Genomic DNA, 25,769 nt, shown 5'->3' with positions numbered 1-25,769 from the left:
TTCAAGACCGGCGCCGGACTGCCGCGTTCGCGGCAATTGCGGTCATCTGAGAAACTACAGTCAAGCTACGGTTCGTTAGGCATTTTCGGTCAGGATTCATTGATTACGATTCCACGCTCGGAAGGAGCGTCCGTCGGTGCCCGAACGGCTGAAGCCCTATTTTCCCTCGGCGATGTTGCTGTTGCTGATCGCCTACCTGGGCGTTCAGGCCCTGACCGGCGAGCGGGGGCTGCTGAGCGGCGGCGCGCGCGACGCCATGCTGACGCAACGCGAGGCCCAACTGGCCGGCATTCTCGAGCAGCGTCGCGATCTCGAGATTCGGGCCCGCTACCTGCAAGCCGACAGCCTGTCACGCGATCTGCTGGAGGAGCGCGCCCGGGCCGTGCTCGGTTTCGCCGACCCGCGCGACTACGTCATCCGGGTCTCGTCGCCCGCTTCGGATGCGACCGAAACGCCCACGGCGTGAACTTTCGTTACAGCTTGGCCGGCCCGCTTTGCCTTTCGGGAACGAAGGCTGCTAAAGCCCCTTTCCGTAACGACAAGAGGCCCTGCATCCTGCCATTTGGCGAGGGCCCAGCCGGGAGATGACGGATGGCGAAAGCCCCCGCCGCCAAAGCTGATTCCAGCAAGGCGACAAAGTTGCCCAATACGCCCCAGGCCTCGAAGGAGGACCTGCTGCGCTTCTATCGCGAGATGGTGCTGATCCGCCGTTTCGAGGAGCGCGCAGGCCAGCTGTACGGCATGGGCCTGATCGGCGGCTTCTGCCACCTGTACATCGGCCAGGAAGCCGTGGCCGTGGGCGTTCAGGAGAGCGTCAAACAAGGCCACGACAAGATCATCACCGGCTACCGAGACCACGGCCACATGCTGGCCGCCGGCATGGACCCGAAAGAGGTCATGGCCGAGCTGACCGGCCGCATCGGCGGCTCGTCCAAGGGCAAGGGCGGGTCGATGCACATGTTCGACACCGCCACCGGCTTCTACGGCGGCCACGGCATCGTCGGGGCGCAGGTCGCGCTCGGCACCGGCCTGGCCTTCGCCGGCAAATATCGCGGCGATGACTCGGTCGCGTTCGTCTATTTCGGCGATGGTGCGGCCAACCAGGGCCAGGTCTACGAGAGCTTCAACATGGCCCAGCTGTGGAAGCTGCCGGCCATCTACATCATCGAGAACAACCAGTACGCCATGGGCACGAGCATCGAGCGCTCGTCGTCCACGACCGACCTGAGCCAGCGCGGCGCCAGCTTCGGCATCCCCGGCGAACAGGTCGACGGCATGGACGTGCTGGCCGTGCGCGACGCCGTGGCGCGCGCCGTGAAGCGGGCGAGGGAAGGGGGCGGCCCCTTCATCCTCGAGGTGAAGACCTACCGCTATCGTGGCCACTCCATGAGCGATCCGGCCAAGTACCGCACCAAGGAGGAGGTCGACGAGGTCAAGAAGACGCGCGACCCGATCGACCATATCAAGACCCTGCTGGCCGCCGCCAAGGCGACCGAGGACGAGCTCAAGGCCATCGACAACGAGGTGAAGACCATCGTCGCTGAGGCCGTCCAGTTCGCCCAGGAAAGCCCGGAGCCGGACCCGTCCGAGCTCTACACCGACGTCTACGTGGAGGCCTGACCGTGACCGACATTCTCATGCCGGCGCTGTCGCCCACGATGGAAGAGGGCACGCTGACCAAATGGCACATCAAGGCGGGTGACACCGTCTCCGCCGGCCAGGTCATCGCCGAGATCGAAACCGACAAGGCCACGATGGAAGTCGAGGCCGTCGACGAGGGCGAGGTGCTGGAAATTCTCGTGGCCGAGGGCTCCGAGAACGTGAAGGTCAATACGCCGATCGCCCGTCTGGCGGGCGAGGACGGCGCCGCCGCTCCGGCCCCGAAGGCTGAGGCGCCGGCGGCCGAGGCTCCCAAGGCCGAAGCAGCGCCGGCCCAGTCCGACGCCTCAGGCGAGCCCGAGAAGAAGGACGCCACCGCCGCCGGGCCGAAGGTCGAGCTCCGCGACCCCGAGATCCCCGCCGACGCCAAACTGGTCAAGACGACCATTCGCGACGCCCTGCGCGACGCCATGGCCGAGGAAATGCGCCGCGACGACAAGGTCTTCCTGATCGGCGAGGAAGTCGCCCAGTACCAGGGTGCCTACAAGGTCAGCCGCGAACTGCTGCAGGAGTTCGGCGACCAGCGCGTCGTCGACACCCCGATCACCGAGCACGGCTTCGCCGGCCTCGGCGTCGGCGCGGCCATGGCCGGGCTGAAGCCGATCGTCGAGTTCATGACCTTCAACTTCGCCATGCAGGCCATCGACCACATCATCAACTCGGCGGCCAAGACCCTGTACATGTCCGGCGGCCAGATCCGCGCCGGCATCGTCTTCCGCGGCCCCAACGGCGCCGCTTCGCGGGTTGGAGCCCAGCACAGCCAGGACTATTCCGCCTGGTACGCCCAGGTGCCCGGCCTGAAAGTCATCGCGCCGTACGACGCCGCCGACGCCAAGGGGCTGATGAAGTCGGCCATCCGCGATCCCAACCCCGTCGTTTTCCTCGAGCACGAGATGATGTACGGGCTGGAGTTCGACGTTCCGGAGGTCGAGGACTATCTGGTCCCGATCGGCAAGGCCAAGGTCCGCCGCGAGGGCGCTGACGTCACCATCACCGCCCACAGCCGCATGGTCGGCTTCGCCCTGCAGGCCGCCGAACAGCTGGCCGGGGAGGGGATCTCCTGCGAAGTGGTCGACCTGCGTACCCTGCGCCCGCTCGACCACGAGACCATCGTCGAGAGCGTCAAGAAGACCAGCCGTCTGGTCTCGGCCGAGGAAGGCTGGGGGCCTATGGGCGTCGGCGCCGAGGTCGTGGCGCGGGTCATCGAGCACGCCTTCGACTACCTCGACGCGCCGCCGTTGCGGGTCCACCAGGAAGACGTGCCGCTGCCCTACGCGGCCAACCTCGAGGCCCTGTCGCTGCCCGGCGTCGACAAGATCGTCGCCGCCGTCAAGAAGGTGATGGCATGAGCGAGCGCGAGGAATTCCAGCTGAAGACGCCGGACAGCGTCGCGGCCGATCCCGACGCCGTCGAGATCACCCGCATGTGGTGGTCGAAGGGCGAACCGGTCATGTCGATCAAGCCGGCCTTCAACGATCCCAAACAATACGGCCAGCTGCTGGCGATCGCGGCGAAACACATGGCCCACGGCTATGCGGTGCGGCACGGCCACGACGAGCGACAGGCCTACCACCTCATCCTTCAGGGCCTCAGCGAGGTCATCAAGGCCGACAATGTCCAGACCGTCGCCGAGGCGACGGCCGGCGCGGGAGGGCATGCCTGATGACCGATATCCTGATGCCCGCCCTGTCGCCCACCATGGAGGAGGGCGTGCTGACCAAATGGCACGTCAAGGTCGGCGACGTGGTCAAGGCCGGCGACGTCATCGCCGAGATCGAGACCGACAAGGCGACCATGGAGGTCGAAGCCGTCGACGAGGGCGAAGTGCTGGAGATTCTCGTGGCCGAAGGCTCCGAGGGCGTGAAGGTCAATACGCCGATCGCCCGGCTGAAGGACGAGGGCGGCGCGGCCGCCCCGGCTCCGAAGGCCGAGGCCGAGGTCGCCAGGGCTGAACCCGCGAAAGCCGAATCCGCGCCTGCTCCGGCCGAGCCCGCGAAAGCCGCGCCGGCTCCGAAGACCGAGGGCGAACGGATCTTCGCCTCGCCGCTGGCCCGGCGCATCGCCGCCCAGAACGGCGTCGACCTGAAATCCATCAAGGGCACCGGCCCGCACGGCCGCATCGTCCGGCGCGATGTCGAGGCCGCCGGGAAGGGCGGCGCCAGGCCCGCCGCGACCGGCGCCGCCACCGCCGGCATCGAACCCCGCAAGGTCCAGTCGCTGGCCCAGATGGGCATCCCGGACGGAAGCTACGACCTGATCCCGCTGGACGGGATGAAGAAGGCCATCGCCCGGCGCATGGTCGACTCCATCCAGAACGTGCCGCATTTCCCGCTCTACATCGACTGCGAGATCGACGCCCTGCTCGCCGCCCGCGCACGGGTCAACGCCCTGCTCGAGAAGTCCGGGGTCAAGGTCTCGGTCAACGACTTCGTCATCAAGGCCGCCGCCATGGCCCTGAAGGCCGTGCCGGAAGCCAACGCCAGCTATTCGCCCGAGGGCATCGCCATGCACCACAACGCCGACGTGGCGATGGCGGTGGCGATCGAGGGCGGCCTGATCACCCCGATCATCTTCAAGGCCGAGACCAAGTCGCTGTCGCAGATCGCCACCGAGTCCAAGGACCTGGCCAAGCGCGCCCGCGACCGCAAGCTGAAGCCCGAGGAATTCCAGGGCGGCACCTTCTCGGTGTCCAACCTGGGCATGTTCGGCATCAAGGCCTTCGCCTCGATCATCAACGAACCCCAGGGCGCGATCATGAGCGTGGGGGCAGGGGAGCAGCGGCCGGTCGTGAAGGACGGGCAACTGGCCGTGGCCACCGTCATGACCGTGACCCTGACCTGCGATCACCGCGTCGTGGACGGGGCGACGGGCGCGCGCTTCCTGCAGGCGTTCAAGCCCCTGATCGAAGATCCCGTGACGATGCTGGCGTAGGGAAGACACCGTGGCTGAATTCGACCTCATCGTCATCGGCTCGGGCCCCGGCGGCTATGTCGCCGCCATCCGGGCTTCGCAGCTGGGCCTGAAGACGGCCATCGTCGAGCGCGAGGCGCTGGGCGGCATCTGCCTGAACTGGGGCTGCATCCCGACCAAGGCGCTGCTCAAGTCGGGCGAGAAGTACGAGAGCCTGTCGCATCTGAAGGACTACGGCCTCTCGGCCGAGAAGGTCGGTTTCGACTTCGACGCCATCATCCAGCGCTCGCGCGGGGTGGCCGCCCAGATGAACAAGGGCGTCGCCTTCCTGATGAAGAAGCACAAGGTTGAGGTGATCGAGGGAACGGCGAAGCTGGAGAAGGGCAAGGACGCGCCGAAGGTCGTCATCGCCCTGAAGGCCGGCGGCTCCCGCACGGTCGAGGCCAAAAACGTCATGCTGGCCGTGGGCGCCCGCGCCAAGGCTATTCCGCAGATCGGCCTGGAAGCCGACGGCGACCGCATCTGGGCCTATCGCGAGGCCATGGCGCCGAAGAAAATGCCCGCCTCGATCGTGGTCATCGGTTCGGGCGCGATCGGTGTTGAATTCGGCAGCTTCTACAGAGCCTTGGGCGTTGAAGTTACTGTTGTGGAAGCGGTCGACCGGATCATGCCGGTCGAGGACGAAGAAGTCTCCAAGGCCGCGCAGAAGGCCTTCGAGAAGCGCGGCATGAAGTTCCGCACCGGCTGCAAGGTCACCAAGGTGTCGAAGGGCGGCAAGGGCGTGCAGGTCGCCATCGAGGCGGGCGGCAAGGCCGAGACGCTGGAGGCCGAGGTCTGCATCTCGGCGGTCGGCATCACCGCCAACACCGACGGCATCGGCCTTGAGGCGCTGGGCGTGGCCATGGACCGCGGCCACATCACCATCGACGGCCACTGCCAGACCAACGTGAAGGGCCTGTACGCCATCGGCGACTGCGCCGGCGCGCCCTGGCTGGCGCACAAGGCCTCGCACGAGGGCATCCACGCCGCAGAGCACATCGCCGCCTTCAAGACGCCCAACGTGAACTCGCCGATCGCCGGCTGCACCTACGCCCAGCCGCAGGTCGCCTCGGTCGGGATCACGGAGCAGGGGGCCCGCGAGGCGAAACGCGAAGTCAGGATCGGCCGTTTCCCGTTCCGGGTGAACGGCAAGGCCGTGGCCGCCGGCGAGGTCGAGGGCTTCGTGAAGACCATCTTCGATGCGAAGACGGGCGCCCTGATCGGGGCCCATATGATCGGCGCGGAAGTCACCGAAATGATCCAGGGCTACGTCACCGCCATCACCATGGAGGCGACGGAAGAGGACATTCACGGCATCGTCTATCCGCACCCGACCATGTCCGAGGCCATGCACGAGGCCGCGCTGGACGCCTATCAGCGGGTGCTGCACCTGTGACCGTCACGGTCCAGTATGCCATCCGACGGGATGAGCTGTGGACCTGGTACTGGACTGCCTGGAAACGCAGGCTCTGGATCTACCATGTCGCGATCGTCGCCATGGCTATCCTGACATTCGCCCAACTGGGCGTCGGCGGATCACTGGCGCCAGCGATCGTCGCGGGAAGCGCGGTCGGACTGATGCTCGTCGGCGTGATGATCGTGTATCCTCAAATAAGATACCGACCTGAGGCGCGGACCCTGACATTCGATGAGACGGGCCTGTCGTATCAACGCGGCAAGAAGGCAGGGCGCATGCCGTGGAGCAGGATACGCTCATTGACCGGAAACGGTGACGCCATCGTCGTCATGGACCGGGGTCAAAACGCGTTCATCATTCCCGGGCGGGCCTTCAGAGACGCGGGCGAGCGCGGAGAGGCGCTGGTGAAAATCGCAGCGCTTCATCAGGGCGCGACCTAACGCTTCTTGCCGAGTTCGGCGGCGATGTCCTTGACCATGCGGCCGGCCTTGCGATGTGCGGCGGTGATCTGGTCGCGGGTCACGCCCCAGCGCTTCATCCAGTATTCCACGGCCTGACGCTCCGACAGATCGAGCCGGTCCTTGTCAATGAAGCCGCGCTTGTCCTTCAGGCCCGCCATGGTCGCTCCTTGTGTGAGGGGGTGGGTAGCGCGATAGGGGGCGAATTGCGAGGCCCGGACTGCCGATCCGTTTTGCGCCTAAGATATATTATGCGAAATGATATCTGCTACACGACATGCAATACGCCTCTTAGCCATTTGAATTACCGTCTCTCACGGTCCTGCAGCCGGGCCGCCAGGCTGGACGTGTCCCAGCGCGCGCCGCCCATGGCCTGCACTTCGGAATAGAACTGGTCGACCAGCGCAGTCAGCGCCAGGTGGGCGCCGTTGGCGCGGGCCTCGTCGAGGACCAGGCCGAGATCCTTGCGCATCCAGTCGACGGCGAAGCCGAAGTCGAACTGGCCGGCCGCCGCGGTTTTCCAGCGGTTGTCCATCTGCCAGGACTGCGCCGCGCCCTTGGACACGGCGTCATAGACCGCGTCGGTGTCCAAGCCGGCGGTCTGGGCGAAATGCACCGCCTCGGCCAGACCCTGGACCACCCCGGCGATGGCGATCTGGTTGACCATCTTGGTCAGCTGGCCGGAGCCCGACGGGCCCATGTGCCTGACGGCCTTCGCGTAATGCATGAGGACCGGCTCGATCCGCGCCAGCGCCGCTGCGTCGCCGCCGGCCATGACGCTGAGCTGGCCGTTCTCGGCCCCGGCCTGACCGCCGGACACGGGCGCGTCGATGAACAGGACGCCCCGCCCCGCCGCCAGCGCGGCCATTTCGCGGGCGACCCTGGCCGAGGCCGTGGTGTGATCGACGATGATCGCGCCGGCCGTCAGCGCCGGCAGCGCCGCCGTTACGACCTCGCGGACGTCGTCGTCGTTCCCGACACAGAGGATGAACAGCTGCGCGCCCGCCGCCGCCTCGGGGACGGTCGCGGCGAAGCGGCCGTTTGTGGCCCCGGCCCATGCCCGCGCCTTCCCGGGCGAGCGGTTGAAGCCGGCGACGTCATGGCCCGCCTGCACGAGGTGGCCCGCCATCGGCGCGCCCATCACGCCCAGGCCCGCGAAGCCGATCTTCATGTCCTGATCCTTACGTCTGCGGTTCGGTCGCGGTCCCGTAGCGGCCGCGGTAGTAGGTCAGGGCGTCGCCCGGCCGGGTCTCGAAGCCCTGCACTTCGCCGACGATGGTCAGGTGATCGCCCATGACGATGCGTTCGCGCGCCGTGCAGTCGAGCCGCGTCAGGGCGTTCTTCAGGCGCGGCGGCTCCGGGCTGGAGCTGTCGAACTCGTCCGACGACAGCCGGCAAACGCCCCAGGCGAAGCGGTCCGACATCTCGCGGTCCTCGACCGGCAGCATATGAACCGCGAACCGGTCGGCCCTGGCGAAGGCGTCATGCCGCCAGGAAGCGCGGTCGAGACACCACAGGATCAGCGGCGGCCGGAGCGAGACCGAGGTGAAGGAGTTGACCGTGATCCCGAACGGACCCTCGTCGGTGTGGGCGGTCACCACGCAGACGCCGGTCGCAAAGCCGCCGAGGGCCCGCCGGAAGGCGGTGACGTCGAAATCGGTATCGATCGGCTGGCTCACGTCCGAGGACTAGGCGACGGCTCCCGCGTGAGCAAGCCGGGAACAGCCGCATACGGCTTCTTAACGCGCCACGCCGATGCTGTGACTAACGAACAGCCTTAAGGCCCCTGCTCCATGTCCATGAGCGATCGCCCGATCCTCATCAAGAAGGTCAAGAAGGTCACCGCCGGCGGCCACCATGGCGGCGCCTGGAAGGTGGCCTATGCGGACTTCGTGACGGCGATGATGGCCTTCTTCCTGCTGATGTGGCTGATCAACACGACCGATCCGGAACAGAAGCAGGGCATCGCCGAATATTTCGCTCCGGCCAGCGTGTCCCAGACCACGTCGGGTTCCGGCGGTCTGCTCGGCGGAACCGCGCTGGGCGAGGACGGCTCGAAGGGCGCGGGCTCGCAATCGGTCATCAGCCAGCTGGCCCCCGAGGCCCCGCCCGACGCGCCGCCGGACGCCGGCCAGAGCCCCAGCCTCGCCGCCGCCAGCGAGGCGGCCCTGCGCGACGAGATCGCCCGGCGCGAGGCCGCCGAGTTCTCCTCCGCCGCCGAATCCCTGCGCCAGGCCATGCAGTCGATGCCGGAACTGGCCGAGCTGTCGAAACAGCTGATCATCGACCAGACACCCGAAGGCCTGCGCATCCAGCTGGTCGACCAGGAAGGCCGGTCGATGTTCGAGAACAACTCGGCCCGGCCCAATCCGCGCGCGCAGCTGCTGCTGCGGGCGATCTCGAAGGTCATCACCCAACTGCCGAACCGCATCTCGGTGACGGGCCACACCTCGGCCGCCCCCGGTTCGAACCGGGCCACCAGCCCCAACGACTGGCCGCTGTCGGCCGCGCGGGCCAACGCCTCGCGCCAGATCCTGCAGGCCGCCGGCGTCGACGGCGACCGGGTCTACCAGGTCTCGGGCAAGGCGGGGTCGGATCCGCTCTATCCCGACGATCCCACCCTGGCGGGCAACCGCCGGATCGCCATCGTGCTGTTGCGCGAGGCTCCGGTGCTGCCGACGGACACCAGCCTGTGACCGCCCGCCCGCCGCTCAGGCGCCGGGCGAAGGGACTTGTCGCGACGCGCGACACGGGGCCAAATCGGCCGATGTCGCAACGGGCGCCAAACTGTCGTCGGAATTGGGTGGGGAGCTATATCCCGTGACCCAGTTCGTACCCCAGCGCCAGCTTCGCTTCTACATGACCTCGGTGGCCCCCTGCCCCTATCTGCCGGGCCAGACCGAACGGAAGGTGTTCGCCAACCTGCCCTTCAGCGAAGGCGCCCACGTCAACGACGAACTGACCCAGGCGGGGTTCCGGCGCAGCCAGAACATCGCCTACCGCCCTGCCTGCGAGGGTTGCGACGCCTGCGTTTCGGTGCGGCTGCCGGTGCCCGAGTTCAGCTTCTCGCGGTCCGAGCGCAAGGTGCTGAGGCGCAACGACGACCTGACCCGCGATCTGGTCGAGGCCGAGGCCACCATGGAGCAGTTCGACCTGCTGCGCCGCTACCTGCACGGACGTCACCCGGGTGGCGGCATGAGCACCATGGGCTGGCTCGACTATGTGGCCATGGTCGAGGACACGGCGGTGAGGACGCACCTGATCGAATATCGGCTGCCCTCCCCGGACGGCGGGCCGGGCGATCTGGTCGGTGTCTGCCTGACCGACCTGCTCTCCGACGGGCTGTCGATGGTCTACAGCTTCTTCGATCCGGCGCTGGAGGCGCGCAGTCTGGGACGGTTCGCGATCCTCGACCACGTCCGGCAGGCGGCGATGGTGGAGCTGCCGTTCGTCTACCTGGGCTACTGGGTCCGGGGTTCGAAGAAGATGGACTACAAGGCCGGGTTCCGGCCGCTGGAGCAGCTGACCCGGCTGGGCTGGGAGCGCCTGCCCTAACCGGCCGTCGGCACCGAGGTTTCGTACGCGGACGCCGCCTCCCCGCCCGACCACACGCCCGGATCATGGCCGCCGCCGAACTTCACCAGGGCGTCGATGCGTTTCTGGATCGGCGGGTGGGTGGCGAACAGCCCCTCGAGGCCGCGACCGTCAGGCTGGTTGTCGAGGAACAGTTGCTGCACCTCGTCCGGCCCGCGCACGCTGGAGCGCCCCTCGATCTTGCGCAGCGCCGAGATCATGGCGTCGGGATTCTTGGTCAGCTCGACCGCGCCGGCGTCGGCGACGAACTCGCGGGTCCGCGACAGCATCATGCGGATGATGATGGCCAGGGCGAAGCCGATCGCCGCGAACGCGAGGCCGATCAGGATCAGCGGCAGGGCGTTCTTGTTGTCGCGCCGCCCGCCGCGCCCGGAGTAGATGAGGCCCCGGAACACCAGTTCGGCGATGACGCTGATGATGCCCGCGAAGATCGAGGCGATCACCATGGTCCGCACGTCCTTGTTGATGACGTGGGTCAGTTCGTGGGCCAGCACCGCCTCAAGCTCGTCGCGGGTCAGGGTGTTGACCAGGCCGCGGGTGACGGTGACGCTGTAGCGGCCCTCATGCAGTCCGGTGGCGAAGGCGTTGAGACTGTCGCTCTCGATCATGCGCAGCGCCGGCGTGCGCAGGCCGCGCGAGATGGCCAGGTTCTCCAGCAGGTTATAGAGCCCCGGCTCAGTGCGCCGCTCGACCTTGCGGGCGCCGGTCATGACGTCGATCAGGGCCTGATTGCCGAAATAGGCGATGGCGAACCAGACGGCGGCGATGACCAGGGCCGTCGGCACGGTCCAGCCCAGCCACGACGCGGCCAGGGCCATGTCGTCGCCGAGCCCGCGGCCGGTCCCCGGCAGGAAGCCGAACCCCATCAGGATCAGCTGCACCCCGTAGAGGATGCCGATCATCAGCACCGGGAAGGCCGCCAGCAGCAGGATCGACCGCGTGTTGTTCGCCCAGATGTGGGTCTGGAGCCCGACGGCGCCCATGGATCAGGCCTGGAAATTCACCGTCGGCGGCGCCGCGCTCATCGCGGCCCGGTCGGCCTCGCCCAGATCGAAGAACGGCTTGTCGGCGGCGAAGCCGACCATGCCGGCGAACAGCACGGTCGGGAACTGGCGGCGCACGGCGTTGAACTCGCTGACGGCGTTGTTGAAGAAGCGGCGCGCGGCGGCGAGCTTGTTCTCGATGTCCGACAGTTCGGATTGAAGCTGCTGGAAATTGGTGTTGGCCTTGAGGTCCGGATAGGCCTCGGCGACGGCGAACAACCGGCCCAGGGTGGCGGTCAGCATGTTCTCGGCCTGGACCTTGTCGTTGACCGAGGTGGCGCCGGCGGCGGCGGCGCGGGCGGCGGTGACGGCGTCCAGGGTGCCGCGCTCGTGCGTGGCGTAGCCCTTCACCGTTTCGACGAGGTTGGGGATAAGATCCTGCCGCTGCTTCAGTTGCACGTCGATGTCGGCGAACGACTGATCCGCCCGCTGGTCCAGGGCGACCAGCTTGTTGTAGCCGCCGACGACGACGAACAGCACGACGGCGACGATGACGGCGATGACGATCAGGGTCGTGAGCATATCGATCTCCAGTCCCGGCCGAGCTCTGGCCACGCCTGAATATGAGGCCGATAACGGGCGGCCGATAGTGAAATCGGCGTCACCATAAATCCGGGGCCCGCAGCAGCGGAGCCGGCCCCTCCGGACCTAGTATTCGTGGCTCTCCGCCGGCCGCTCCTCCAGATGGCCGTCCTTCAACGCGAAGACGCGGTCCATGTGGCCCGCCAGCTCCATGTTGTGCGTGGCGATCAGGGCGGCGACGCCGGTCTTCTTGACCAGGTCGTGCAGGGCCTCGAACACCGTCTGGCTGGTGGCGGGGTCGAGGTTGCCGGTCGGCTCGTCCGCCAGCAGCAGGCGCGGGCGGTTGGCGAGGGCGCGGGCGACGGCGACGCGCTGCTGCTCGCCGCCGGACATCTGGGCCGGCTGGTGGGTCAGGCGCTCGCCGAGGCCGAGGGCGGTCAGCACCTCCTCGGCGCGGCCGCGGGCCTCGGCCTGGCTGACGCCGGCGATGCGCAGCGGCAGGGCGACGTTGTCGCGGGCGTCGAACTCGGCCAGCAGGTGGTGGAACTGGTAGACGAAGCCGATGCTGGCGAGGCGGATATGGGTGCGGGCGCGCTCGGGCAGGTCGCCGACGTCCCGGCCGTCGACGCGGATCTCGCCAGAGGTCGGCCGTTCGAGCAGGCCGGCGGCGTGCAGCAGGGACGATTTGCCGGAGCCGGACGGGCCGATCAGGCCGACGACCTCGCCGGGCATGACATCGAGGTCGACGCCCTTGAGTACGGTCAGGGGACCGGCGGCGGACTCATAGGTGCGGGTCACGCCGCGGACGGAGAGGACGGGAGTCCCCTGCCCTTCGCCGGAGGCTTTGCGGGGGGCCTTACTCATAGCGAAGGGCCTCCACGGGATCCATTTTGGCGGCGCGCCACGACGGCAGCAGGCTGGCCACGCAGGACATGAACACCGACCACAGGGTGACCCAGAGGACGTCGAGCGGATCGACCTCGGCCGGGATCGCGTCGAGCATGTAGACGTCGGCGTCGAACAGCCGGACCTGGAACAGGCCTTCGAGGAAATGCTGGATGGCCCCGATGTTGAGGCAGAACAGCAGGCCCAGGACGAGGCCGGTGACCGTGCCCGCCACGCCGATGGCGGCGCCGGCGATGAAGAAGATGCGCAGCATCGACGACTGGCTGGCCCCGACGGTGCGCAGGATGGCGATGTCGCGGGTCTTGTTCTTCACCAGCATGACGATGCCGGAGATGATGTTGAGCGCGGCGATGGCCACGACGAGGCCGAGGATGATGCTCATCGCCACCCGCTCGACCTTGAGCGCGCCCCAGAAGGCGGCCAGCCGGTCGCGCCAGTCGCTGACGATGGCGCCGGGGCCCGCCGCCTCGCGCACGGGGAGCAGCAGATCGCCGACGCGGTCGGGCTCGGCGACCTTCAGCTCGATGACGTCCCAGAGACCTTCCTTGGCGAAGAACAGCTGGGCCTGCTCAAGGGGCATGAAGATGAAGATGCGGTCGAAGTCCGCGGTGCCCGAGCTGAAGGTGCCGCCGACGCGGTAGGTCTTCTCCAGCCCGCCCAGATTGCCGAAGGCGCTGTCGGCGCCGGTCGGCGAATAGAGGGTGATCGGGTCGCCGACGCTCAGGCCGAGGCCATCGGCCAGAGCCTTGCCGATCAGGACGTTGTCGCCGCCCCATGCGCCCTGACCGAAGGTCCGCTTCGCCTCGTCGGACAGGCTGTCGTTGACATAGGCCATGGAGCCGAGGTCGCCGGGGCGGATGCCCCGGACCATGGCGCCCGTGGTCTGGCCAGCGGCGCGGACGATGCTCTGGTTCTCGGTCAAGGGAGTGACGCTGACCACGCCGGGGACGCCGGCGATGCGCGTGACAGCGGCGTCGCGGGCGGGGTCGTTGAGGACCTGGCCCTGGACGTACATGTGGCCGTTGAAGGACAGCATCCGGTCGAGCAGTTCGTTCCTGAACCCGGCCATGATGCTCATGACCACGATCAGGGCCATCACCGCCAGGGCGATGGCGACGTAGGAGATGATGGCGATCAGGGCGATGCCGCCCTCGCGCCGCCTGGCCCGCAGATAGCGCAGGGCCAGGCCGAACTCCCAGGCCGAGAACGGACCGGCCGGCTTGACCGGCTTCATCGCCGCCGCGTCGTCCGTCATGCCGTCAGCCTCGCCATCGCCTCGTCCAGGGGCACGGAGATCTTCTCGCCCGTGGCGCGGCGCTTGAGTTCGACGAGGCCGTCGGCGAGGCCCTTGGGCCCGATGGTCAGCTGCCACGGCACGCCGATCAGATCGGCAGTCGCGAACTTGCCGCCGGGGCGCTCGTCGGTGTCGTCGTAGAGCACGTCCTTGCCGGCGGCCTGGAGCCGGGCGACGGCGTCCTCGCAGGCGGCGGAGACGGCTTCGTCGCCGGCGCGCAGGTTGATGACAACGACGTCGAACGGGGCGACGGCGTCGGGCCAGATGATGCCCCCGGCGTCGTGGCTGGCCTCGATGATGGCGCCCAGCAGGCGGGAGACGCCGACGCCGTAGCTGCCCATGTGAACCGGCGCGTCCTTGCCGTCTGGGCCGGCGACGTGGGCCTTCATCGGCACGGAGTATTTGGTGCCGAAGTAGAAGATGTGGCCGACCTCGATGCCGCGGGCGGAGAGACGGTCGGCCTCGGGCGTCTCGCTCTCGAAGCGCGCGGCGTCGTGCATTTCCTCGGTCGCCGCATACAACGACGTTCGACGATCAACGATTGATTGAAGGTCGTTCCAGTCGACGTCGGCGCCGGGGGCGGGCATCTCGACCAGCTTGCGGTCGCAGAAGACGGCGCTCTCGCCGGTGTCGGCGAGGACGATGAACTCGTGGCTGAGGTCGCCGCCGATCGGCCCGGTGTCGGCGCGCATCGGAACGGCCTTCAGGCCCATGCGGGCGAAGGTGTTGAGGTAGGCCACGAACATGCGGTTGTAGGCCTTGCGGGCCGAGGCCTCGTCGATGTCGAAGCTGTAGGCGTCCTTCATCAGGAACTCGCGGCCGCGCATCACGCCGAAGCGGGGGCGGCGCTCGTCGCGGAACTTCCACTGTATGTGGAAGAGGTTGAGCGGCAGCGCCTTGTAGCTCTTCACGAAGCCCCGGAAGATGTCGGTGATCATCTCCTCGTTGGTGGGCCCGTAGAGCAGTTCGCGCTCGTGTCGGTCGGTGATGCGCAGCATCTCGGGGCCGTAGGCGTCGTAGCGGCCCGACTCGCGCCACAGGTCGGCGAGCTGCAGGGTCGGCATAAGCAGCTCGACGGCCCCTGCCCGCTCCTGCTCCTCGCGCACGATCTGCTCGATCTTGTTCAGCACCCGCAGGCCCAGCGGCAGCCAGGCGTAGATGCCGGCGGCCTCCTGCTTGATCAGGCCGGCGCGCAGCATCAGCTGGTGCGAGACGATCTGGGCGTCCGAGGGCGCCTCTTTCAGAGTGGGGAGGAAGTAGCGCGACAGGCGCATGGGCGGAATCCGGCGAACAGAGGTGGAGCACCGCTTTAGCCGGGACGACGGGGCGAAAGCTAGGCGGTCGTGGCCAAACGCGCGGATTGGCTCACGGATGCGGCAGGCCGATGCCGTAGCGGGCGGCGAGATACGGGATGATGGCGTGGTCCTGCAGGAAGCGGCGGCCGGTGGTCTCGCTGGTTTTCGCCTCCGGCCAGTCGAAGTCGCCGTCGAGCACGAGGATGGGGCAGGACTGGTGCTCCTCGCCGACCAGGTCGATCACCGGCGGGCGAGGCCGCGGGAAGGCGAGGCGCGTGATCTCCAGCTGGTTCTTGAGCGCCGGGTAGAAGGCCAGCACGCCCTCGACGAAGGCGCCGGCCGGGCAGAACCACGGGCCGCCGACATCGTCGGTCCAGTCCGGATCGATCAGGAACAGGCGGTCGGTCATGGCGTCAGCCTCCGGGCGGAGAGAGGTCGGGCAGCGGCATCCAGCCGATATAGACGAGCGCCATGACCACCAACCAGACGATCAGGGCGACCCAGCTGGTGGTGAGGAATTTGCGCTTCAGCTGCGGCTGGACCGGCGCGCCCCACTGACCGCCGTCGGTCGGGCGCTCCTGATCGGCCTGGTTCATGCCCAGCGGCAAGATGGCGAAGAGGACGACCCACCAGCAGACGATGTAGATCGCCAGCATGGTGATGGGGCCGATCGGCATATCCATCAGTGGGCTCCGTCTTTCGGGGTTTCCATCAGTTCGACCAGCACGCCGCCCATGTCCTTCGGGTGCACGAAGAGGATCGGCGTGCCGTGGGCGCCGATGCGCGGCTCGCCCGTGCCGAGGATTGTGGCGCCCTTCGCCCTGAGCGCGTCGCGGGCGGCGAGGATGTCCTCGACCTCGAAACAGACGTGGTGCTGGCCACCCTTCGGGTTCTTGGCCAGAAAGCCGTGGATCGGCGAATCGTCGCCGAGCGGCTCGATCAGTTCGATCTGGGCGTTGGGCAGGTCGACGAAGCAGACGCGCACGCCCTGCGCCGGCAGGTCAAAGGGGGCGTGGGCCCGGGTGGCGCCGAGCAGGTCGCGGTACATCGCGACGCTGGCGTCGATGGACGGGGTGGCTACGCCGACGTGGTTGAGTCTTCCGATCATGAGATGGACTTAGCCGGTCTGCGGGCGCGGGAGAAGGCGAGCCATGGTCGCGGCGCACCGCCATTTCGACGCGGTCCGCCATTGCCTTGCCTCCTTCCATGAGGGAGGCTTTCGTCGTGGCGTCCGCGACCGGTGTGCGGCATGAGCGACTCCTGAGGTCTTGCTGAAAAAATGGCGCCTGGCAGCTTCCGCTTCGAAGGCTTCTCCCTTGATGTCCGCGACCGCCAACTCAGGCGCGACGGCGCGACGGTGGAGTTGAACGGCCGTTATCTCGATGCGCTGGCCCTGCTGGTGCGCGAGCAAGGCCGGCTGGTCTCGAAGGACCGCTTCCTTGAGGAGGTCTGGCGCGGCGTTCCCGTCACCGACGAGGCCCTCACCCAATGCATCAAGACGCTGCGGCGCCAGCTCGGGGACGACGCCGGCCGGCCGCGTTTTATCGAGACGGTTCCCAAGCACGGCTACCGCTTTATCGCTCCGGTCGAGTTGAATGACGTCGAGCCGAGGGCCCATGCTTCGCCGCCGGCGACCGCTGCGCAAGCCGCCCGGACCTATTCCTGGCCGCAGTTCGGCCTGCAGGGCGGGGCGGGAATGGTCGGAGGCGGCGTCGCGGGCGTTTTCATCGGCCTGTTCTATGGGTTCGGCGCCGCCCCGGAGCCCTTGCAGGCCGGCATGGGCGCGGCGTCGGTGCTGCTCGTCCTGGTCTGCCTCAGCGTCGTCCTCGGGCTGATCGCGGGCGGCGGGGTCGGCTTCGGCATCGCGGCGGCGGGGTTCGCGCCCGGCCGGCCGTGGCTGTGGAGCATCGCCGGCGGCGCCTTTGGAGGTCTGCTCACCGGCGCCTTCGGCAAGCTGATCGGCCTCGACGCCTTCAACCTGCTGTTCGGCCAGTCTCCGGGCGCCATCACCGGGGCGGCCGAGGGCGCGTTGCTCGGGGGCGCGCTGGGGCTGGGGGCGTGGCTGGCCCGTTGTTTCCCCGGCCCGCCGCGGCTGACGCCCAGCTTCGCGGCCGGCGGTTTGGCCGGGGCCGCCGCCGGGATGATCGTTCCACTGCTCGGCGGACGGCTGATGGGCGGCAGCCTCGATCTGCTGGCCCGCCGCTTTCCGGAATCCCGCCTGAGCCTGGACCAGATCGGCGCCGTGTTCGGCGAAACCGGCCTCGGGCCTGTCAGCCAGATCGTCACGGGCGGGATCGAAGGCCTGCTGTTCGGCGGCTGCGTGGTGGGCGCGATGATGCTGGCGCGGCGAGCGATCACCGGATCCGCCCCAAGATAAAGGGCTGGCGGCCCACCGGCCGCCAGCCCTTCAACAGTCGTCGTCCCTGCCCCCCGTTCGGGAGGAGGAAGGGTTCAGGCGCCGCCGGTCATCGAGGCGACTTCGGTGGCGAAGTCCGGGCCCTCGACCTTCTCGACGCCTTCGCCCAGCGCCAGGCGGACGAAGCCGGCCAGGTGCAGGCCGGGCGCGCCCAGTTCCTTGCCCGTGTCGGCGACCAGCTGTTCGATGGTCACGTCCGGGTTCATCACGAACGGCTGCTTGGTCAGCACCACGTCCTTCTGGAATTTGGCGATCTGACCCGAGACGATCTTCTCGATCATGTTCTCGGGGCGGCCTTCTTCCTTGGCCTTCTCGGTCAGGACTTCGCGTTCCTTCTCGATGGCGGCCGGGTCCAGATCGTCCGTGTTCAGCGACAGCGGGGCGGTCGCGGCGACGTGCATGGCGATCTTGCGGCCCAGTTCACGCAGGGCGGCCTTGTCGCCGCCGCCGTGCAGGGCGACCAGCACGCCGATGCGGCCGAGGCCCGGCGACACCGCGTTGTGGACGTAGGACGCGACGACGCCCTCGTCGACCGACAGGCGGGCGGCGCGGCGCAGCTGCATGTTCTCGCCGATGGTGGCGATCATCTGGGTCACTTCGTCCTGGACCGTCTTGCCGTTCTCCAGCTCGGCGCCGTGCAGGCCCTCGATGGTGGCGTGTTCCAGGCCCAGCTGGGCGAACGACTTGGCGGCGTTCTGGAACAGGTCGTTGCGGGCGACGAAGTCGGTCTCGGCGTTGAACTCGATGGCGGCGCCGACTTCACCGGCTCCGACTTCCTTCGAGGCGACGGCCACCAGGCCCTCGGCGGCGACGCGGTCGGCCTTCTTGGCGGCCTTGGACAGGCCCTTGGCGCGCAGCCAGTCGATGGCGGCGTTGATGTCGCCGTCGGTTTCCTGAAGGGCCTTCTTGCAGTCCATCATGCCGACGCCGGACTTGGCGCGCAGTTCCATCACGAGGGCGGCGGTGATCTCGGCCATGGGGTGTTCTCCTTGGAGTATGCGTATGCGGAACGGCCGGACCCTGTTCCGGGTCCGGCCGCATATTCAGGTCGCCGTCGAGGAAGGCGGAGGTCGGTTAGACCTGGGCCGGCTCGGTTTCGACGGCGTCGTTGGCTTCCGAAGTCGCTTCCTTGGCGGCTTCGTCGGCGACCGGGGGCTCTTCCGCGGCGGGGGCCTCGGCGGCGGCGATCATTTCCTCGGCGACGGCTTCCGTGCCGGCCGGGGCGGCGTCTTCAGCCTTGGCCTTGGGAGCCTTGGCTTCGCGCAGCATCGGCTCGTCCGGATTGACGGCGGCGCCCAGGTCCACGCCCGACGAAGCGGCGCCGGCAGCGAGGCCGTCGAGGACGGCGTCGGCGATCAGATCGCAATAGGTCTGGATGGCGCGGGCGGCGTCGTCGTTGCCCGGGATCGGATAGGTGATGCCGTCCGGATCCGAGTTGGTGTCGAGGATGGCGATGATCGGAATGTTCAGCTTGCGGGCTTCAAGGATGGCGATGGCCTCCTTGTTGGTGTCGATCACGAACATGATGTCGGGGATGCCGCCCATGTCCTTGATGCCGCCCAGCGACAGCTCGAGCTTGTCCTTCTCGCGCTGCAGGTTGAGCAGCTCTTTCTTGACCCGGCCTTCGCCGCCGCCTTCCAGCAGGCCTTCCAGCTCGCGCAGGCGGGCGATCGAGCCCGACACGGTGCGCCAGTTGGTCAGGGTGCCGCCGAGCCAGCGGTTGTTCATGTAGTACTGGGCGCAGCGCTGGGCGGCCTCGGCGACCGGATCGGCGGCCTGGCGCTTGGTGCCGACGAACAGCACGCGACCGCCCTTGGCGGCGACTTCGCGCACCGCGACCAGGGCCTGGTGCAGCAGCGGGATCGTCTGCGACAGGTCGATGATGTGGATGTTCGAGCGCGAGCCGAAGATGTAGCGGTCCATCTTCGGGTTCCAGCGGTGCGTCTGGTGGCCGAAGTGGGCGCCGGCCTCGAGCAGCGAACGCATGGAGAATTCAGGCAGAGCCATGAGGGGTAGTTCCTTTATCCGATAGACGTTGCGCGGGCGATTAAAGGACCATCTGGTCCCTCGGAACGGAGCGGACAGGGATGTCTCCCCTGAACGCGCCTCGTCCGCGTGCGAAGTGCGGGCGGCTTCTAGGCGGGATAGGGGGAAAAGGCAAGCGGCGCGGCTCCGACCTCGCCATGTTCGCGTAACGGCGCTATTGTGAAGCCCGGGAGGGACTTCACCATGAGCATCCGGAACCGGGCCTTCGTGGCCGGCGTGGTCGCGGCCGCGGCCGTAGCGGGCGTGGCCACGTCGCAGCAGCAACCGCCGTCTCCGGTCGCCGCCACCCAGACATCCCTGCCCCGGACCCGGGCGGACAACGCCGCCCTGGCCCAGGCGCGGCAGGACCCGGTCTCGGCCCGGCTGCGGGGAGCCCTGAACCAGAACAAGGGCCTGACCGGCCTGCTGCAGCAGGTCGACGCCTCGCCCGTGCCGGTGCTGGCGCCGGCCGAAATGGGCCTGCTCGACACGGCCGAGTTCACCACCCGCGACCGGGTCTACATGCTGACCATCCAGCGCGGCGAGCAGATCATCGAGATCTACGGCAGCGTGAAGGCCTATCAGTCGCCGCTGGCCGCCCCGGCGGCCCAAGCCGCGGCCACGACGGCGCCGCGAGGCCCGCGCATGGCCGCCGCCCGGGTTCCCGACGCCGCCGGCCGCGCGCTGGCGCAGGCGCGGGCGCGGGGCCTGACCAACATCCGCACCGAACGGACCGAGTATGGCGTCGACGTGACCTTCAACCGGTTCGGGGCCGCCTATAACGTCAGCTTCCTGTGCGAGGGCGCGCCGAACTGCACCGAGGCCGACGCCGTCGCCTTCGCCGCCGGGCTTCAGCTGATCGGCGGAGGCGCGTCGTGAGGCGGCTGGCCGTCGCCGGCCTGCTCCTGACGCTGACGGCCTGCGCGCCGGGCGGGTGCCAGCAGACGGGCGCGCCGGAGACCGCCGATCCCGGGCCGGTGGAGGAGCCCCTGCCCGGCGATCCCGATCCGGCGCCGGAGCCCGAGCCCCCGGTTCCCGAGCCGGTCTCGTGGCCGCATGAGCCGGGCGGCGCCCTGTATCCAGGCTCAGGCTCGGGAGCGACCGACGCCACCCTGTGGGCGGCCGGGATGCGCTTTCCGATCGAGGCCGGCCCGGCCTACGCCAACTCGCAGGTCTACGGCTACGGCGGCTACCTGGCGCCCGGACCCGGGGGCCAGTGCGACGCGCGCAACTACGCCTATCCGTGGCGCGACAATTTCTGCGAGACCCGCTCGTGGACCAACGGCATGTGCCCGGCCGGCAAGGGCCACCAGGGCCAGGACATCCGCCCGGCCACCTGCGAGAAGAAGGTCCACTGGGCGGTGGCGGCGGAGAGCGGGCGGGTCACCTCGATCGGCAGCTACACGGTCACCCTGCTGGGCGATTCCGGACGCATCTACCGCTATCTGCATCTCGACATGGCCGGGGTGCGCGCCCTGTTCCCCGACGCCGCCTCGCGCAACGTCACGCGGGGCCAGCATCTGGGCAAGGTCTCCTCGGACTTCGGCGGCAACGCCACCACCATCCACCTGCATTTCGAGATCAAGGCGCCCGTGGCCTCGGGCGGCGGGGCGACGGTGATGTTCGTGCCGACCTATTCCAGCCTGGTCGACAGCTATGCGCGGCTGCTCAGCGTGACGACCTGAGAGGGCGCGTCCCGCGCGGCTCGCTAACCGAGCGGGACGGCCAGCGTCGCCTTGTGACGCTTCTTGACGAAGCTGGTCTCGAACCGGCGCACGATCGGTTGCTCGAGGAGCGCCAGGGTGAAGGCGTTGAAGACGTCCATGTTGGCGGCCACGACCAGCAGGACGATGTCGAAGGTCCCGGCCACATCGAGACACAGCTGGACCTGGGGATGGGCGACCAGACGCTGGCGCAGCAGATTGCCTTCGTGAGCGACGTGTCGCTCCAGCTGGACATGGATCACCGCCGTCAGCGGATGACCCGCCGCCGCGTCGGACAGGACCGCGGTCTCGGCGACGATCGCCCCTTCCGCCCGAAGGCGCCGGACGCGGCGTGCGACCGCTGAGGACGAGCGGCCGACCTGCCCGGCCAGCCGATCCGCCGTCTGCAGGTTGTCCTGCTGCAGACAGACGAGGAGCGCCCGGTCCAGATGATCCATTTGCGCATTCCCCGCGACCGGCCCGCCATTTTGCCAAAATCTGGCAAGCCGGGGTGCATGAATGCCCGAATTGCCCGTCGCTTCCAAGCCATATTGGGTGATCAAACAAGGGGTTTCCATTATGCGTTTCGCCGTTCTGCTGGCCTCCCTCGCGCTCTCGGCGGCCGGTCTGCCCGCCCACGCCCAAAGCCAGGCTCCCGGCTCGCCCGCCGCCGCCCGCACCGTCGACGCCGCGGCGGTCGTGGCCGAGGTCCGTCGGGTGATCGGCGAACGCTATGTTCTGCCCGAGCGCCGCCCCGCCCTGGACGCGGTGCTGGCCGAGGGCCTGGCCTCGGGTCGCTACGCCGTCACCGACGGCGCGGTCCTGGCCGATCGACTCAACGCCGATCTCGAGAGGGTCGGACAGGACCGTCACCTGAGTTTCAGCTTCGATCCGCGTGAGGCCGCGGTGATCGCGGCCGGATCGGTCGAGGAGCCGGGTGAAAACCCCGCCTTCGAACGGCTGATCCGCCGGGCCAACCACGGCGTCACCGACCTGCGCCTGCTGCCGGGCAATGTGCGGCTGATGACCTATGACGGCTTTCACTGGATCGGGGCCGAGAGCGCCGCGGCGCTCGACACCGCCATGCGTTTCCTGGCGGGCGGCGACGCGGTGATCATCGACCTGCGCGGCAACGGCGGCGGCGACCCCAAGGCGGTGCAGTATGTCATCAGCCGCTTCCTGCCCGCCGGGACGCCGCTGACCACTTTCTACATGAACGGGTCGGCCGAGCCCGACGACTTCTCGACCCTGGAGACCCCGCCCGAGCAGCGGATGATCGGCAAGCCGCTCTACATCCTGACCAGCGGCGACACCGGGTCGGCCGCCGAAGAGTTCACCGGCCACGTCGCCGGATATCACCTCGGCGAGATCGTCGGCGCGAACACAGCCGGGGCGGCGTTCCGCAACGACATCGTCACCGTCGGCGACCAGTTCGTGCTGAGCGTCTCGGTCGGCCGCCCCGTGCTGGCCTCCACCGGCAAGGACTGGGAGGCGGTCGGCCACGCGCCGACGGTCGAGACCGAGATCCCCGCCGCCCTCGATGTCGCCCACGCCGCCGCGCTGCGGAGGCTGGCTCCCGACGCGCCCGCCGAAGAACGACCCGTGCTGGAGGCCGTGGCCGAAGCGATGGAAGCCCGCGCGCTTCAACCCGCCCCCGAACTCGACCTGGCGGCCTACGCCGGCGTCTATGGGGAGCGCACCCTCACCACGGATGGCGTGCGGCTGTCCTCCCGGCGGGGCGACGGGCCGTCGTTCCCGTTGATCGCCCTGGGGGGCAACCGCTTCGCCGTCGAATCCGCCCCGGCCATGCTGATGGTGTTCGAGGCGACCGGCGGGGCCGTCCAGGCCATGACGGTCGAGTACGTCGGCGGCCCCGTCCAGCCGCGGATCGAGCGATCGGCCCCCGCCCGCTGACCCTCAGGTCCCGCGCGGCTTGGCGCGAGTCGTGGGCTCGGCCTTCGTCGGGTCCTCGGGCCACGGATGGCGCGGGTAGCGGCCGCGCATGTCGGCGCGGACGGCGGACCAGCTCCCGGCCCAGAAACCCGGTAAATCCTTCGTCACCTGCACCGGACGACGGGCGGGCGACAGCAGGCTGAGGGTCAGGGGGACGCGGCCGCCGCCGACGGTCGGGTGGGCGGTGACGCCGAACAGCTCCTGCACGCGGATGTCGACGCGGGGCCCGCCCTCGGCGGCGTAGTCGATGGCGGCGGAGCCGAGCGGCGTGTGGAGGCGGGCGGGCGCGAGATCGTCAAGCGCGCGCTGCCGGTCCCACGGGATCAGGGCGCGCAGTCCCTGTTCCAGCGCGCTGTCGGAGATGGCTTCCAGCGACTGGACCCCGTCGAGCAGCGGCCACAGCCAGGTCTCGCGTTCCGCGGCGAGCCCTTCGTCGGACACATCGGGCCAGTCGTCGTCGAGCGTGCGCAAGAAGGCGAGCCGGGCGCGCAGGGCCGAGGCGCGGTCGCCCCAGCTCAGGGCCTTGAGACCGCCGCGCTCGACCTCGGCCTTGAGGGCGGCGACGATCTGGCTCCGGTCCGGCGTTCCGACGATCTTCTCGTCGACGACGATGGCGCCGATGCGGCGGATGCGCTTCAGGACCATGCGGCCGGAGGGTTCGCGAACCAGCCGGTCCTCGGTCTCGAGCCTGTGCTCCAACGCGGACGGGTCGAGCGGCGCCGCCAGGCGGATACGGTCGCGGGCGTCGCCGCCGCCCAATTCCGCCACCGCCAGCCACGGCTCGCCGGCCAGCGTCTCCGTCGGATCGAGGAAGGCGCCGCGTCCGGACGCCAGCAGGACTTCGCCCGGCTTGCCGCGGGCCTTCGCCACCCGCTCGGGAAAGGCTTCGGCCAGCAGGGCGCCGGGATCAACGTCGCCGCCCTGCCCGCCCCCGGCGCTGCGCGCCCAGCGTTCGGCCAGCTTCAGCGCGTCGCGGGTCCGCTGCGACCGGTCGCGCTCCAGCCCGCGCAGGCGCTCGCGCAGGTCGGGGTCGTTTCCGCCGAGCCCTGGCTCGGAGAGGACGGCGGCGATGCGCCCGCCCAGGGCCGCGTCATCCGCGTCGCTCGCCGCCGCGACCATGTGGGCCAGACGGGGCGGCAGGGCGATGCGCGTCAGGCGCCGGCCGTGGTCGGTGAGGCCACCCGCCTCGTCGAGCGCGTCCAGCCGCTGCAACACCTTGCGGGCCTCGGCGAAGGCGCCGGCCGGCGGCTGGTCCAGCAGGGCGAGCCCTCCGGTCGACCGCGCGCCCCAGCGGGCGAGGTCGAGGGCGAAGGCGGTCAGGTCGGCCTCGAGGATTTCGGGGCGCTGGTGCGGGACGAGGCCGCGGGTCTGTTCCTCGTCCCACAGCCGGTAGCAGACCCCCGGCTCTGTTCGGCCCGCCCGGCCGCGCCGCTGTTCGGCGGAGGAGCGGCTGACCCGGACGGTGGCCAGCCGGGTCAGGCCGCTCGCGGGCTCGAAGCGGGGCACGCGGGACAGGCCGCCGTCGATCACCACCCGCACGCCCTCGATGGTCAGACTGGTTTCCGCGACCGACGTGGCGAGCACGATCTTCCGGCGGCCGGGCGACGGCGGCTCGATGGCGCGGTCCTGCACCGCCTTGTCGAGCGCGCCGTAGAGCGGCACGACGTCCACGGCCGGATCGCGCAGGCGCTCGGCCAGCCGCTGGCCGACGCGATGGATCTCGCCCTGCCCTGGCAGGAAGGCCAGCACCGATCCCGTCTCCTCGCCCAGCGCCAGCGTCACGGCCCGGGCCATGGCGTCCTCGAAACGTTCGGCGGGGTTGCGGCCGAGGTAGCGGGTCTCGACCGGGAACATGCGGCCCTCGGCCTCGATCACCGGGGCCGCCTCTCCCGCCGGATTGGCGAGGAGATTGGAGACGCCGGCGATGTCGAGCGTCGCCGACATGACCAGCAGACGCAGGTCCTCGCGCAGCAGCCCCTGCGCCTCGCGGGCGAGCGCCAGGCCGAGGTCGGCGTCGAGACTGCGCTCGTGGAACTCGTCGAACAGCACCGCGCCGACGCCGTCCAGACCGGGGTCGTCGAGAATCATCCGGGTGAAGACGCCCTCGGTGATCACCTCGATCCGTGTCCCCGGGCCGATCCGGCTCTGCAGCCGGGTGCGGTAGCCGACCGTCTCGCCGGTGGTCTCCCCCAGGGTCGTCGCCATCCGCTCGGCCGCCGCGCGCGCCGCCAGCCGTCGCGGCTCCAGCACCAGAACCTTGCCGTCCCGGAGCCATGGCTGGTCGAGCAGCGCCAGCGGCACGACCGTGGTCTTGCCCGCGCCCGGCGGGGCCGCGAGCACGACGGCGTTGGCCCCGGCGAGCGAGGCCTTCAGCGGCTGGAGGACGGCGTGGATCGGCAGCATGTTCCTGCGCTCTAGCCGCAACGGCCCGGGTCACGAAAGCGTCGTCGGGACTTCATCGTTTGGAAACCGCGTTGCCAGCGCGGTTCCGCGCCGCTAGCGTCCGCGCCGAAACAGCAACAAGCTGTGAAAAGT

The 25,769-nt window shown here is 69.1% G+C and carries 28 protein-coding genes; 13 read left to right on the top strand and 15 right to left on the bottom strand.

Going from position 1 to position 25,769, the window contains the following annotated elements; translation table 11 throughout:
* Positions 1-136 precede the first annotated feature (136 nt).
* The 7 genes from ACSQ1L_RS01955 to ACSQ1L_RS01925 all read left to right on the top strand — a co-directional run bounded on the left by ACSQ1L_RS01955 (position 137) and on the right by ACSQ1L_RS01925 (position 6,465).
* A complete protein-coding gene (locus ACSQ1L_RS01955) occupies positions 137-466 on the top strand; it encodes an FtsB family cell division protein (RefSeq protein WP_435991422.1) in 330 nt (109 codons plus the stop codon).
* Between the two features lie 125 nt (positions 467-591).
* Positions 592-1,620 carry a pyruvate dehydrogenase (acetyl-transferring) E1 component subunit alpha gene (gene pdhA / locus ACSQ1L_RS01950; protein WP_435991421.1) on the top strand — a complete coding sequence of 343 codons (1,029 nt, stop codon included), beginning with the start codon at positions 592-594 and terminating at the stop codon, positions 1,618-1,620.
* 2 nt (positions 1,621-1,622) lie between these two features.
* Positions 1,623-3,008 carry a pyruvate dehydrogenase complex E1 component subunit beta gene (locus ACSQ1L_RS01945; RefSeq protein WP_435991419.1) on the top strand — a complete coding sequence of 462 codons (1,386 nt, stop codon included), beginning with the start codon at positions 1,623-1,625 and terminating at the stop codon, positions 3,006-3,008.
* The gene (locus ACSQ1L_RS01940; protein ID WP_435991417.1) at positions 3,005-3,322 is read left to right on the top strand and encodes a DUF5076 domain-containing protein; all 318 of its coding nucleotides are present in this window, start codon (positions 3,005-3,007) and stop codon (positions 3,320-3,322) included. The genes ACSQ1L_RS01945 and ACSQ1L_RS01940 overlap by 4 nt, the downstream gene beginning before the upstream one ends.
* The gene (locus tag ACSQ1L_RS01935) at positions 3,322-4,590 is read left to right on the top strand and encodes a pyruvate dehydrogenase complex dihydrolipoamide acetyltransferase (protein ID WP_435991415.1); all 1,269 of its coding nucleotides are present in this window, start codon (positions 3,322-3,324) and stop codon (positions 4,588-4,590) included. Before ACSQ1L_RS01940 ends, ACSQ1L_RS01935 begins: the two co-directional genes overlap by 1 nt.
* 10 nt (positions 4,591-4,600) lie before the next feature.
* Positions 4,601-6,004, top strand: coding sequence for a dihydrolipoyl dehydrogenase (gene lpdA, locus ACSQ1L_RS01930; RefSeq protein ID WP_435991413.1), 1,404 nt, complete (start codon positions 4,601-4,603; stop codon positions 6,002-6,004).
* A complete protein-coding gene (locus ACSQ1L_RS01925; protein ID WP_435991411.1) occupies positions 6,001-6,465 on the top strand; it encodes a YcxB family protein in 465 nt (154 codons plus the stop codon). Before lpdA ends, ACSQ1L_RS01925 begins: the two co-directional genes overlap by 4 nt.
* On the opposite strand, the gene ACSQ1L_RS01920 is transcribed toward ACSQ1L_RS01925, so the two are convergent.
* The 3 genes from ACSQ1L_RS01920 to ACSQ1L_RS01910 form a co-directional block, all read right to left on the bottom strand.
* Entirely contained in the window at positions 6,462-6,644 is a 183-nt protein-coding gene (locus ACSQ1L_RS01920; RefSeq protein WP_013269402.1) for a DUF3606 domain-containing protein, read from the bottom strand. The two genes, ACSQ1L_RS01925 and ACSQ1L_RS01920, sit on opposite strands and share 4 nt — an antisense overlap.
* 143 nt (positions 6,645-6,787) lie before the next feature.
* Entirely contained in the window at positions 6,788-7,654 is an 867-nt protein-coding gene (locus ACSQ1L_RS01915; RefSeq protein ID WP_435991409.1) for an NAD(P)-dependent oxidoreductase, read from the bottom strand.
* Positions 7,655-7,664: 10 nt separating this feature from the next.
* Complete coding sequence (locus ACSQ1L_RS01910) at positions 7,665-8,162, bottom strand: flavin reductase family protein (protein ID WP_435991407.1); 498 nt, start codon at positions 8,160-8,162, stop codon at positions 7,665-7,667.
* Between the two features lie 114 nt (positions 8,163-8,276).
* Between ACSQ1L_RS01910 and ACSQ1L_RS01905 the strand changes: the two genes are divergently transcribed.
* Both ACSQ1L_RS01905 and ACSQ1L_RS01900 read left to right on the top strand, forming a co-directional pair.
* A complete protein-coding gene (locus ACSQ1L_RS01905) occupies positions 8,277-9,179 on the top strand; it encodes a flagellar motor protein MotB (protein ID WP_435991405.1) in 903 nt (300 codons plus the stop codon).
* A gap of 124 nt (positions 9,180-9,303) precedes the next feature.
* Positions 9,304-10,038, top strand: coding sequence for an arginyltransferase (locus tag ACSQ1L_RS01900; protein WP_435991404.1), 735 nt, complete (start codon positions 9,304-9,306; stop codon positions 10,036-10,038).
* On the opposite strand, the gene ACSQ1L_RS01895 is transcribed toward ACSQ1L_RS01900, so the two are convergent.
* From ACSQ1L_RS01895 to mce, 8 genes are all read right to left on the bottom strand, one after another.
* Positions 10,035-11,060 (bottom strand): M48 family metallopeptidase, encoded by a 1,026-nt coding sequence (locus ACSQ1L_RS01895; protein WP_435991402.1) that lies wholly within the window; start codon positions 11,058-11,060, stop codon positions 10,035-10,037. The two genes, ACSQ1L_RS01900 and ACSQ1L_RS01895, sit on opposite strands and share 4 nt — an antisense overlap.
* Before the next feature lie 3 nt (positions 11,061-11,063).
* Positions 11,064-11,642 (bottom strand): LemA family protein, encoded by a 579-nt coding sequence (locus tag ACSQ1L_RS01890; protein WP_435991400.1) that lies wholly within the window; start codon positions 11,640-11,642, stop codon positions 11,064-11,066.
* Positions 11,643-11,768: 126 nt separating this feature from the next.
* Complete coding sequence (locus ACSQ1L_RS01885; RefSeq protein ID WP_435991398.1) at positions 11,769-12,506, bottom strand: ABC transporter ATP-binding protein; 738 nt, start codon at positions 12,504-12,506, stop codon at positions 11,769-11,771.
* A complete protein-coding gene (locus tag ACSQ1L_RS01880) occupies positions 12,499-13,803 on the bottom strand; it encodes a lipoprotein-releasing ABC transporter permease subunit (RefSeq protein WP_435991396.1) in 1,305 nt (434 codons plus the stop codon). The genes ACSQ1L_RS01885 and ACSQ1L_RS01880 overlap by 8 nt, the downstream gene beginning before the upstream one ends.
* Positions 13,800-15,116, bottom strand: a complete 1,317-nt coding sequence (proS, locus tag ACSQ1L_RS01875) for a proline--tRNA ligase (protein WP_435991394.1) — start codon at positions 15,114-15,116, stop codon at positions 13,800-13,802. The genes ACSQ1L_RS01880 and proS overlap by 4 nt, the downstream gene beginning before the upstream one ends.
* A 91-nt stretch (positions 15,117-15,207) precedes the next feature.
* Positions 15,208-15,546 (bottom strand): DUF3088 family protein, encoded by a 339-nt coding sequence (locus ACSQ1L_RS01870; RefSeq protein WP_435991392.1) that lies wholly within the window; start codon positions 15,544-15,546, stop codon positions 15,208-15,210.
* Between the two features lie 4 nt (positions 15,547-15,550).
* Complete coding sequence (locus tag ACSQ1L_RS01865) at positions 15,551-15,820, bottom strand: DUF1467 family protein (RefSeq protein ID WP_435991390.1); 270 nt, start codon at positions 15,818-15,820, stop codon at positions 15,551-15,553.
* On the bottom strand, positions 15,820-16,245 hold the full coding sequence (mce, locus tag ACSQ1L_RS01860; RefSeq protein ID WP_435991389.1) for a methylmalonyl-CoA epimerase: 426 nt from the start codon (positions 16,243-16,245) through the stop codon (positions 15,820-15,822). The genes ACSQ1L_RS01865 and mce overlap by 1 nt, the downstream gene beginning before the upstream one ends.
* 171 nt (positions 16,246-16,416) lie before the next feature.
* Between mce and ACSQ1L_RS01855 the strand changes: the two genes are divergently transcribed.
* Positions 16,417-17,514: a winged helix-turn-helix domain-containing protein gene (locus tag ACSQ1L_RS01855; RefSeq protein WP_435991387.1), complete on the top strand. Its 1,098-nt coding sequence runs from the start codon at positions 16,417-16,419 to the stop codon at positions 17,512-17,514.
* 74 nt (positions 17,515-17,588) lie between these two features.
* Here ACSQ1L_RS01855 and tsf read toward each other — a convergent pair whose 3' ends face one another.
* Both tsf and rpsB read right to left on the bottom strand, forming a co-directional pair.
* On the bottom strand, positions 17,589-18,530 hold the full coding sequence (gene tsf / locus ACSQ1L_RS01850) for a translation elongation factor Ts (protein ID WP_435991385.1): 942 nt from the start codon (positions 18,528-18,530) through the stop codon (positions 17,589-17,591).
* Positions 18,531-18,627: 97 nt separating this feature from the next.
* Positions 18,628-19,560, bottom strand: a complete 933-nt coding sequence (gene rpsB / locus ACSQ1L_RS01845) for a 30S ribosomal protein S2 (RefSeq protein ID WP_435991383.1) — start codon at positions 19,558-19,560, stop codon at positions 18,628-18,630.
* Between the two features lie 222 nt (positions 19,561-19,782).
* Between rpsB and ACSQ1L_RS01840 the strand changes: the two genes are divergently transcribed.
* Positions 19,783-20,457, top strand: coding sequence for a hypothetical protein (locus ACSQ1L_RS01840; protein ID WP_435991381.1), 675 nt, complete (start codon positions 19,783-19,785; stop codon positions 20,455-20,457).
* Positions 20,454-21,263 carry a M23 family metallopeptidase gene (locus ACSQ1L_RS01835; protein ID WP_435991380.1) on the top strand — a complete coding sequence of 270 codons (810 nt, stop codon included), beginning with the start codon at positions 20,454-20,456 and terminating at the stop codon, positions 21,261-21,263. Before ACSQ1L_RS01840 ends, ACSQ1L_RS01835 begins: the two co-directional genes overlap by 4 nt.
* 23 nt (positions 21,264-21,286) lie before the next feature.
* On the opposite strand, the gene ACSQ1L_RS01830 is transcribed toward ACSQ1L_RS01835, so the two are convergent.
* A complete protein-coding gene (locus tag ACSQ1L_RS01830; protein ID WP_435991378.1) occupies positions 21,287-21,739 on the bottom strand; it encodes an Lrp/AsnC family transcriptional regulator in 453 nt (150 codons plus the stop codon).
* Between the two features lie 121 nt (positions 21,740-21,860).
* Between ACSQ1L_RS01830 and ACSQ1L_RS01825 the strand changes: the two genes are divergently transcribed.
* Positions 21,861-23,195: a S41 family peptidase gene (locus ACSQ1L_RS01825; RefSeq protein WP_435991377.1), complete on the top strand. Its 1,335-nt coding sequence runs from the start codon at positions 21,861-21,863 to the stop codon at positions 23,193-23,195.
* A gap of 3 nt (positions 23,196-23,198) precedes the next feature.
* Here ACSQ1L_RS01825 and hrpB read toward each other — a convergent pair whose 3' ends face one another.
* Positions 23,199-25,637, bottom strand: a complete 2,439-nt coding sequence (hrpB, locus tag ACSQ1L_RS01820) for an ATP-dependent helicase HrpB (RefSeq protein ID WP_435991375.1) — start codon at positions 25,635-25,637, stop codon at positions 23,199-23,201.
* Positions 25,638-25,769: the final 132 nt, after the last annotated feature.

The organism is Brevundimonas sp. LjRoot202 (assembly GCF_964253355.1).
In the GTDB taxonomy this organism is placed as follows: Bacteria; Pseudomonadota; Alphaproteobacteria; order Caulobacterales; family Caulobacteraceae; genus Brevundimonas.
This window is presented reverse-complemented; position numbering and strand designations above follow the sequence as displayed.

Coding starts and splice junctions, on each gene's coding strand:
- pdhA (WP_435991421.1), top strand. CDS start 592: ATGGCGAAAGCCCCCGCCGCCAAAGCTGATTCCAGCAAGGCGACAAAG.
- ACSQ1L_RS01940 (WP_435991417.1), top strand. CDS start 3,005: ATGAGCGAGCGCGAGGAATTCCAGCTGAAGACGCCGGACAGCGTCGCG.
- ACSQ1L_RS01935 (WP_435991415.1), top strand. CDS start 3,322: ATGACCGATATCCTGATGCCCGCCCTGTCGCCCACCATGGAGGAGGGC.
- ACSQ1L_RS01920 (WP_013269402.1), bottom strand. CDS start 6,644: ATGGCGGGCCTGAAGGACAAGCGCGGCTTCATTGACAAGGACCGGCTC.
- ACSQ1L_RS01915 (WP_435991409.1), bottom strand. CDS start 7,654: ATGAAGATCGGCTTCGCGGGCCTGGGCGTGATGGGCGCGCCGATGGCG.
- ACSQ1L_RS01905 (WP_435991405.1), top strand. CDS start 8,277: ATGTCCATGAGCGATCGCCCGATCCTCATCAAGAAGGTCAAGAAGGTC.
- ACSQ1L_RS01895 (WP_435991402.1), bottom strand. CDS start 11,060: ATGGGCGCCGTCGGGCTCCAGACCCACATCTGGGCGAACAACACGCGG.
- ACSQ1L_RS01890 (WP_435991400.1), bottom strand. CDS start 11,642: ATGCTCACGACCCTGATCGTCATCGCCGTCATCGTCGCCGTCGTGCTG.
- ACSQ1L_RS01885 (WP_435991398.1), bottom strand. CDS start 12,506: ATGAGTAAGGCCCCCCGCAAAGCCTCCGGCGAAGGGCAGGGGACTCCC.
- ACSQ1L_RS01880 (WP_435991396.1), bottom strand. CDS start 13,803: ATGACGGACGACGCGGCGGCGATGAAGCCGGTCAAGCCGGCCGGTCCG.
- proS (WP_435991394.1), bottom strand. CDS start 15,116: ATGCGCCTGTCGCGCTACTTCCTCCCCACTCTGAAAGAGGCGCCCTCG.
- ACSQ1L_RS01870 (WP_435991392.1), bottom strand. CDS start 15,546: ATGACCGACCGCCTGTTCCTGATCGATCCGGACTGGACCGACGATGTC.
- ACSQ1L_RS01865 (WP_435991390.1), bottom strand. CDS start 15,820: ATGGATATGCCGATCGGCCCCATCACCATGCTGGCGATCTACATCGTC.
- mce (WP_435991389.1), bottom strand. CDS start 16,245: ATGATCGGAAGACTCAACCACGTCGGCGTAGCCACCCCGTCCATCGAC.
- ACSQ1L_RS01855 (WP_435991387.1), top strand. CDS start 16,417: ATGGCGCCTGGCAGCTTCCGCTTCGAAGGCTTCTCCCTTGATGTCCGC.
- tsf (WP_435991385.1), bottom strand. CDS start 18,530: ATGGCCGAGATCACCGCCGCCCTCGTGATGGAACTGCGCGCCAAGTCC.
- rpsB (WP_435991383.1), bottom strand. CDS start 19,560: ATGGCTCTGCCTGAATTCTCCATGCGTTCGCTGCTCGAGGCCGGCGCC.
- ACSQ1L_RS01840 (WP_435991381.1), top strand. CDS start 19,783: ATGAGCATCCGGAACCGGGCCTTCGTGGCCGGCGTGGTCGCGGCCGCG.
- ACSQ1L_RS01830 (WP_435991378.1), bottom strand. CDS start 21,739: ATGGATCATCTGGACCGGGCGCTCCTCGTCTGTCTGCAGCAGGACAAC.
- ACSQ1L_RS01825 (WP_435991377.1), top strand. CDS start 21,861: ATGCGTTTCGCCGTTCTGCTGGCCTCCCTCGCGCTCTCGGCGGCCGGT.
- hrpB (WP_435991375.1), bottom strand. CDS start 25,637: ATGCTGCCGATCCACGCCGTCCTCCAGCCGCTGAAGGCCTCGCTCGCC.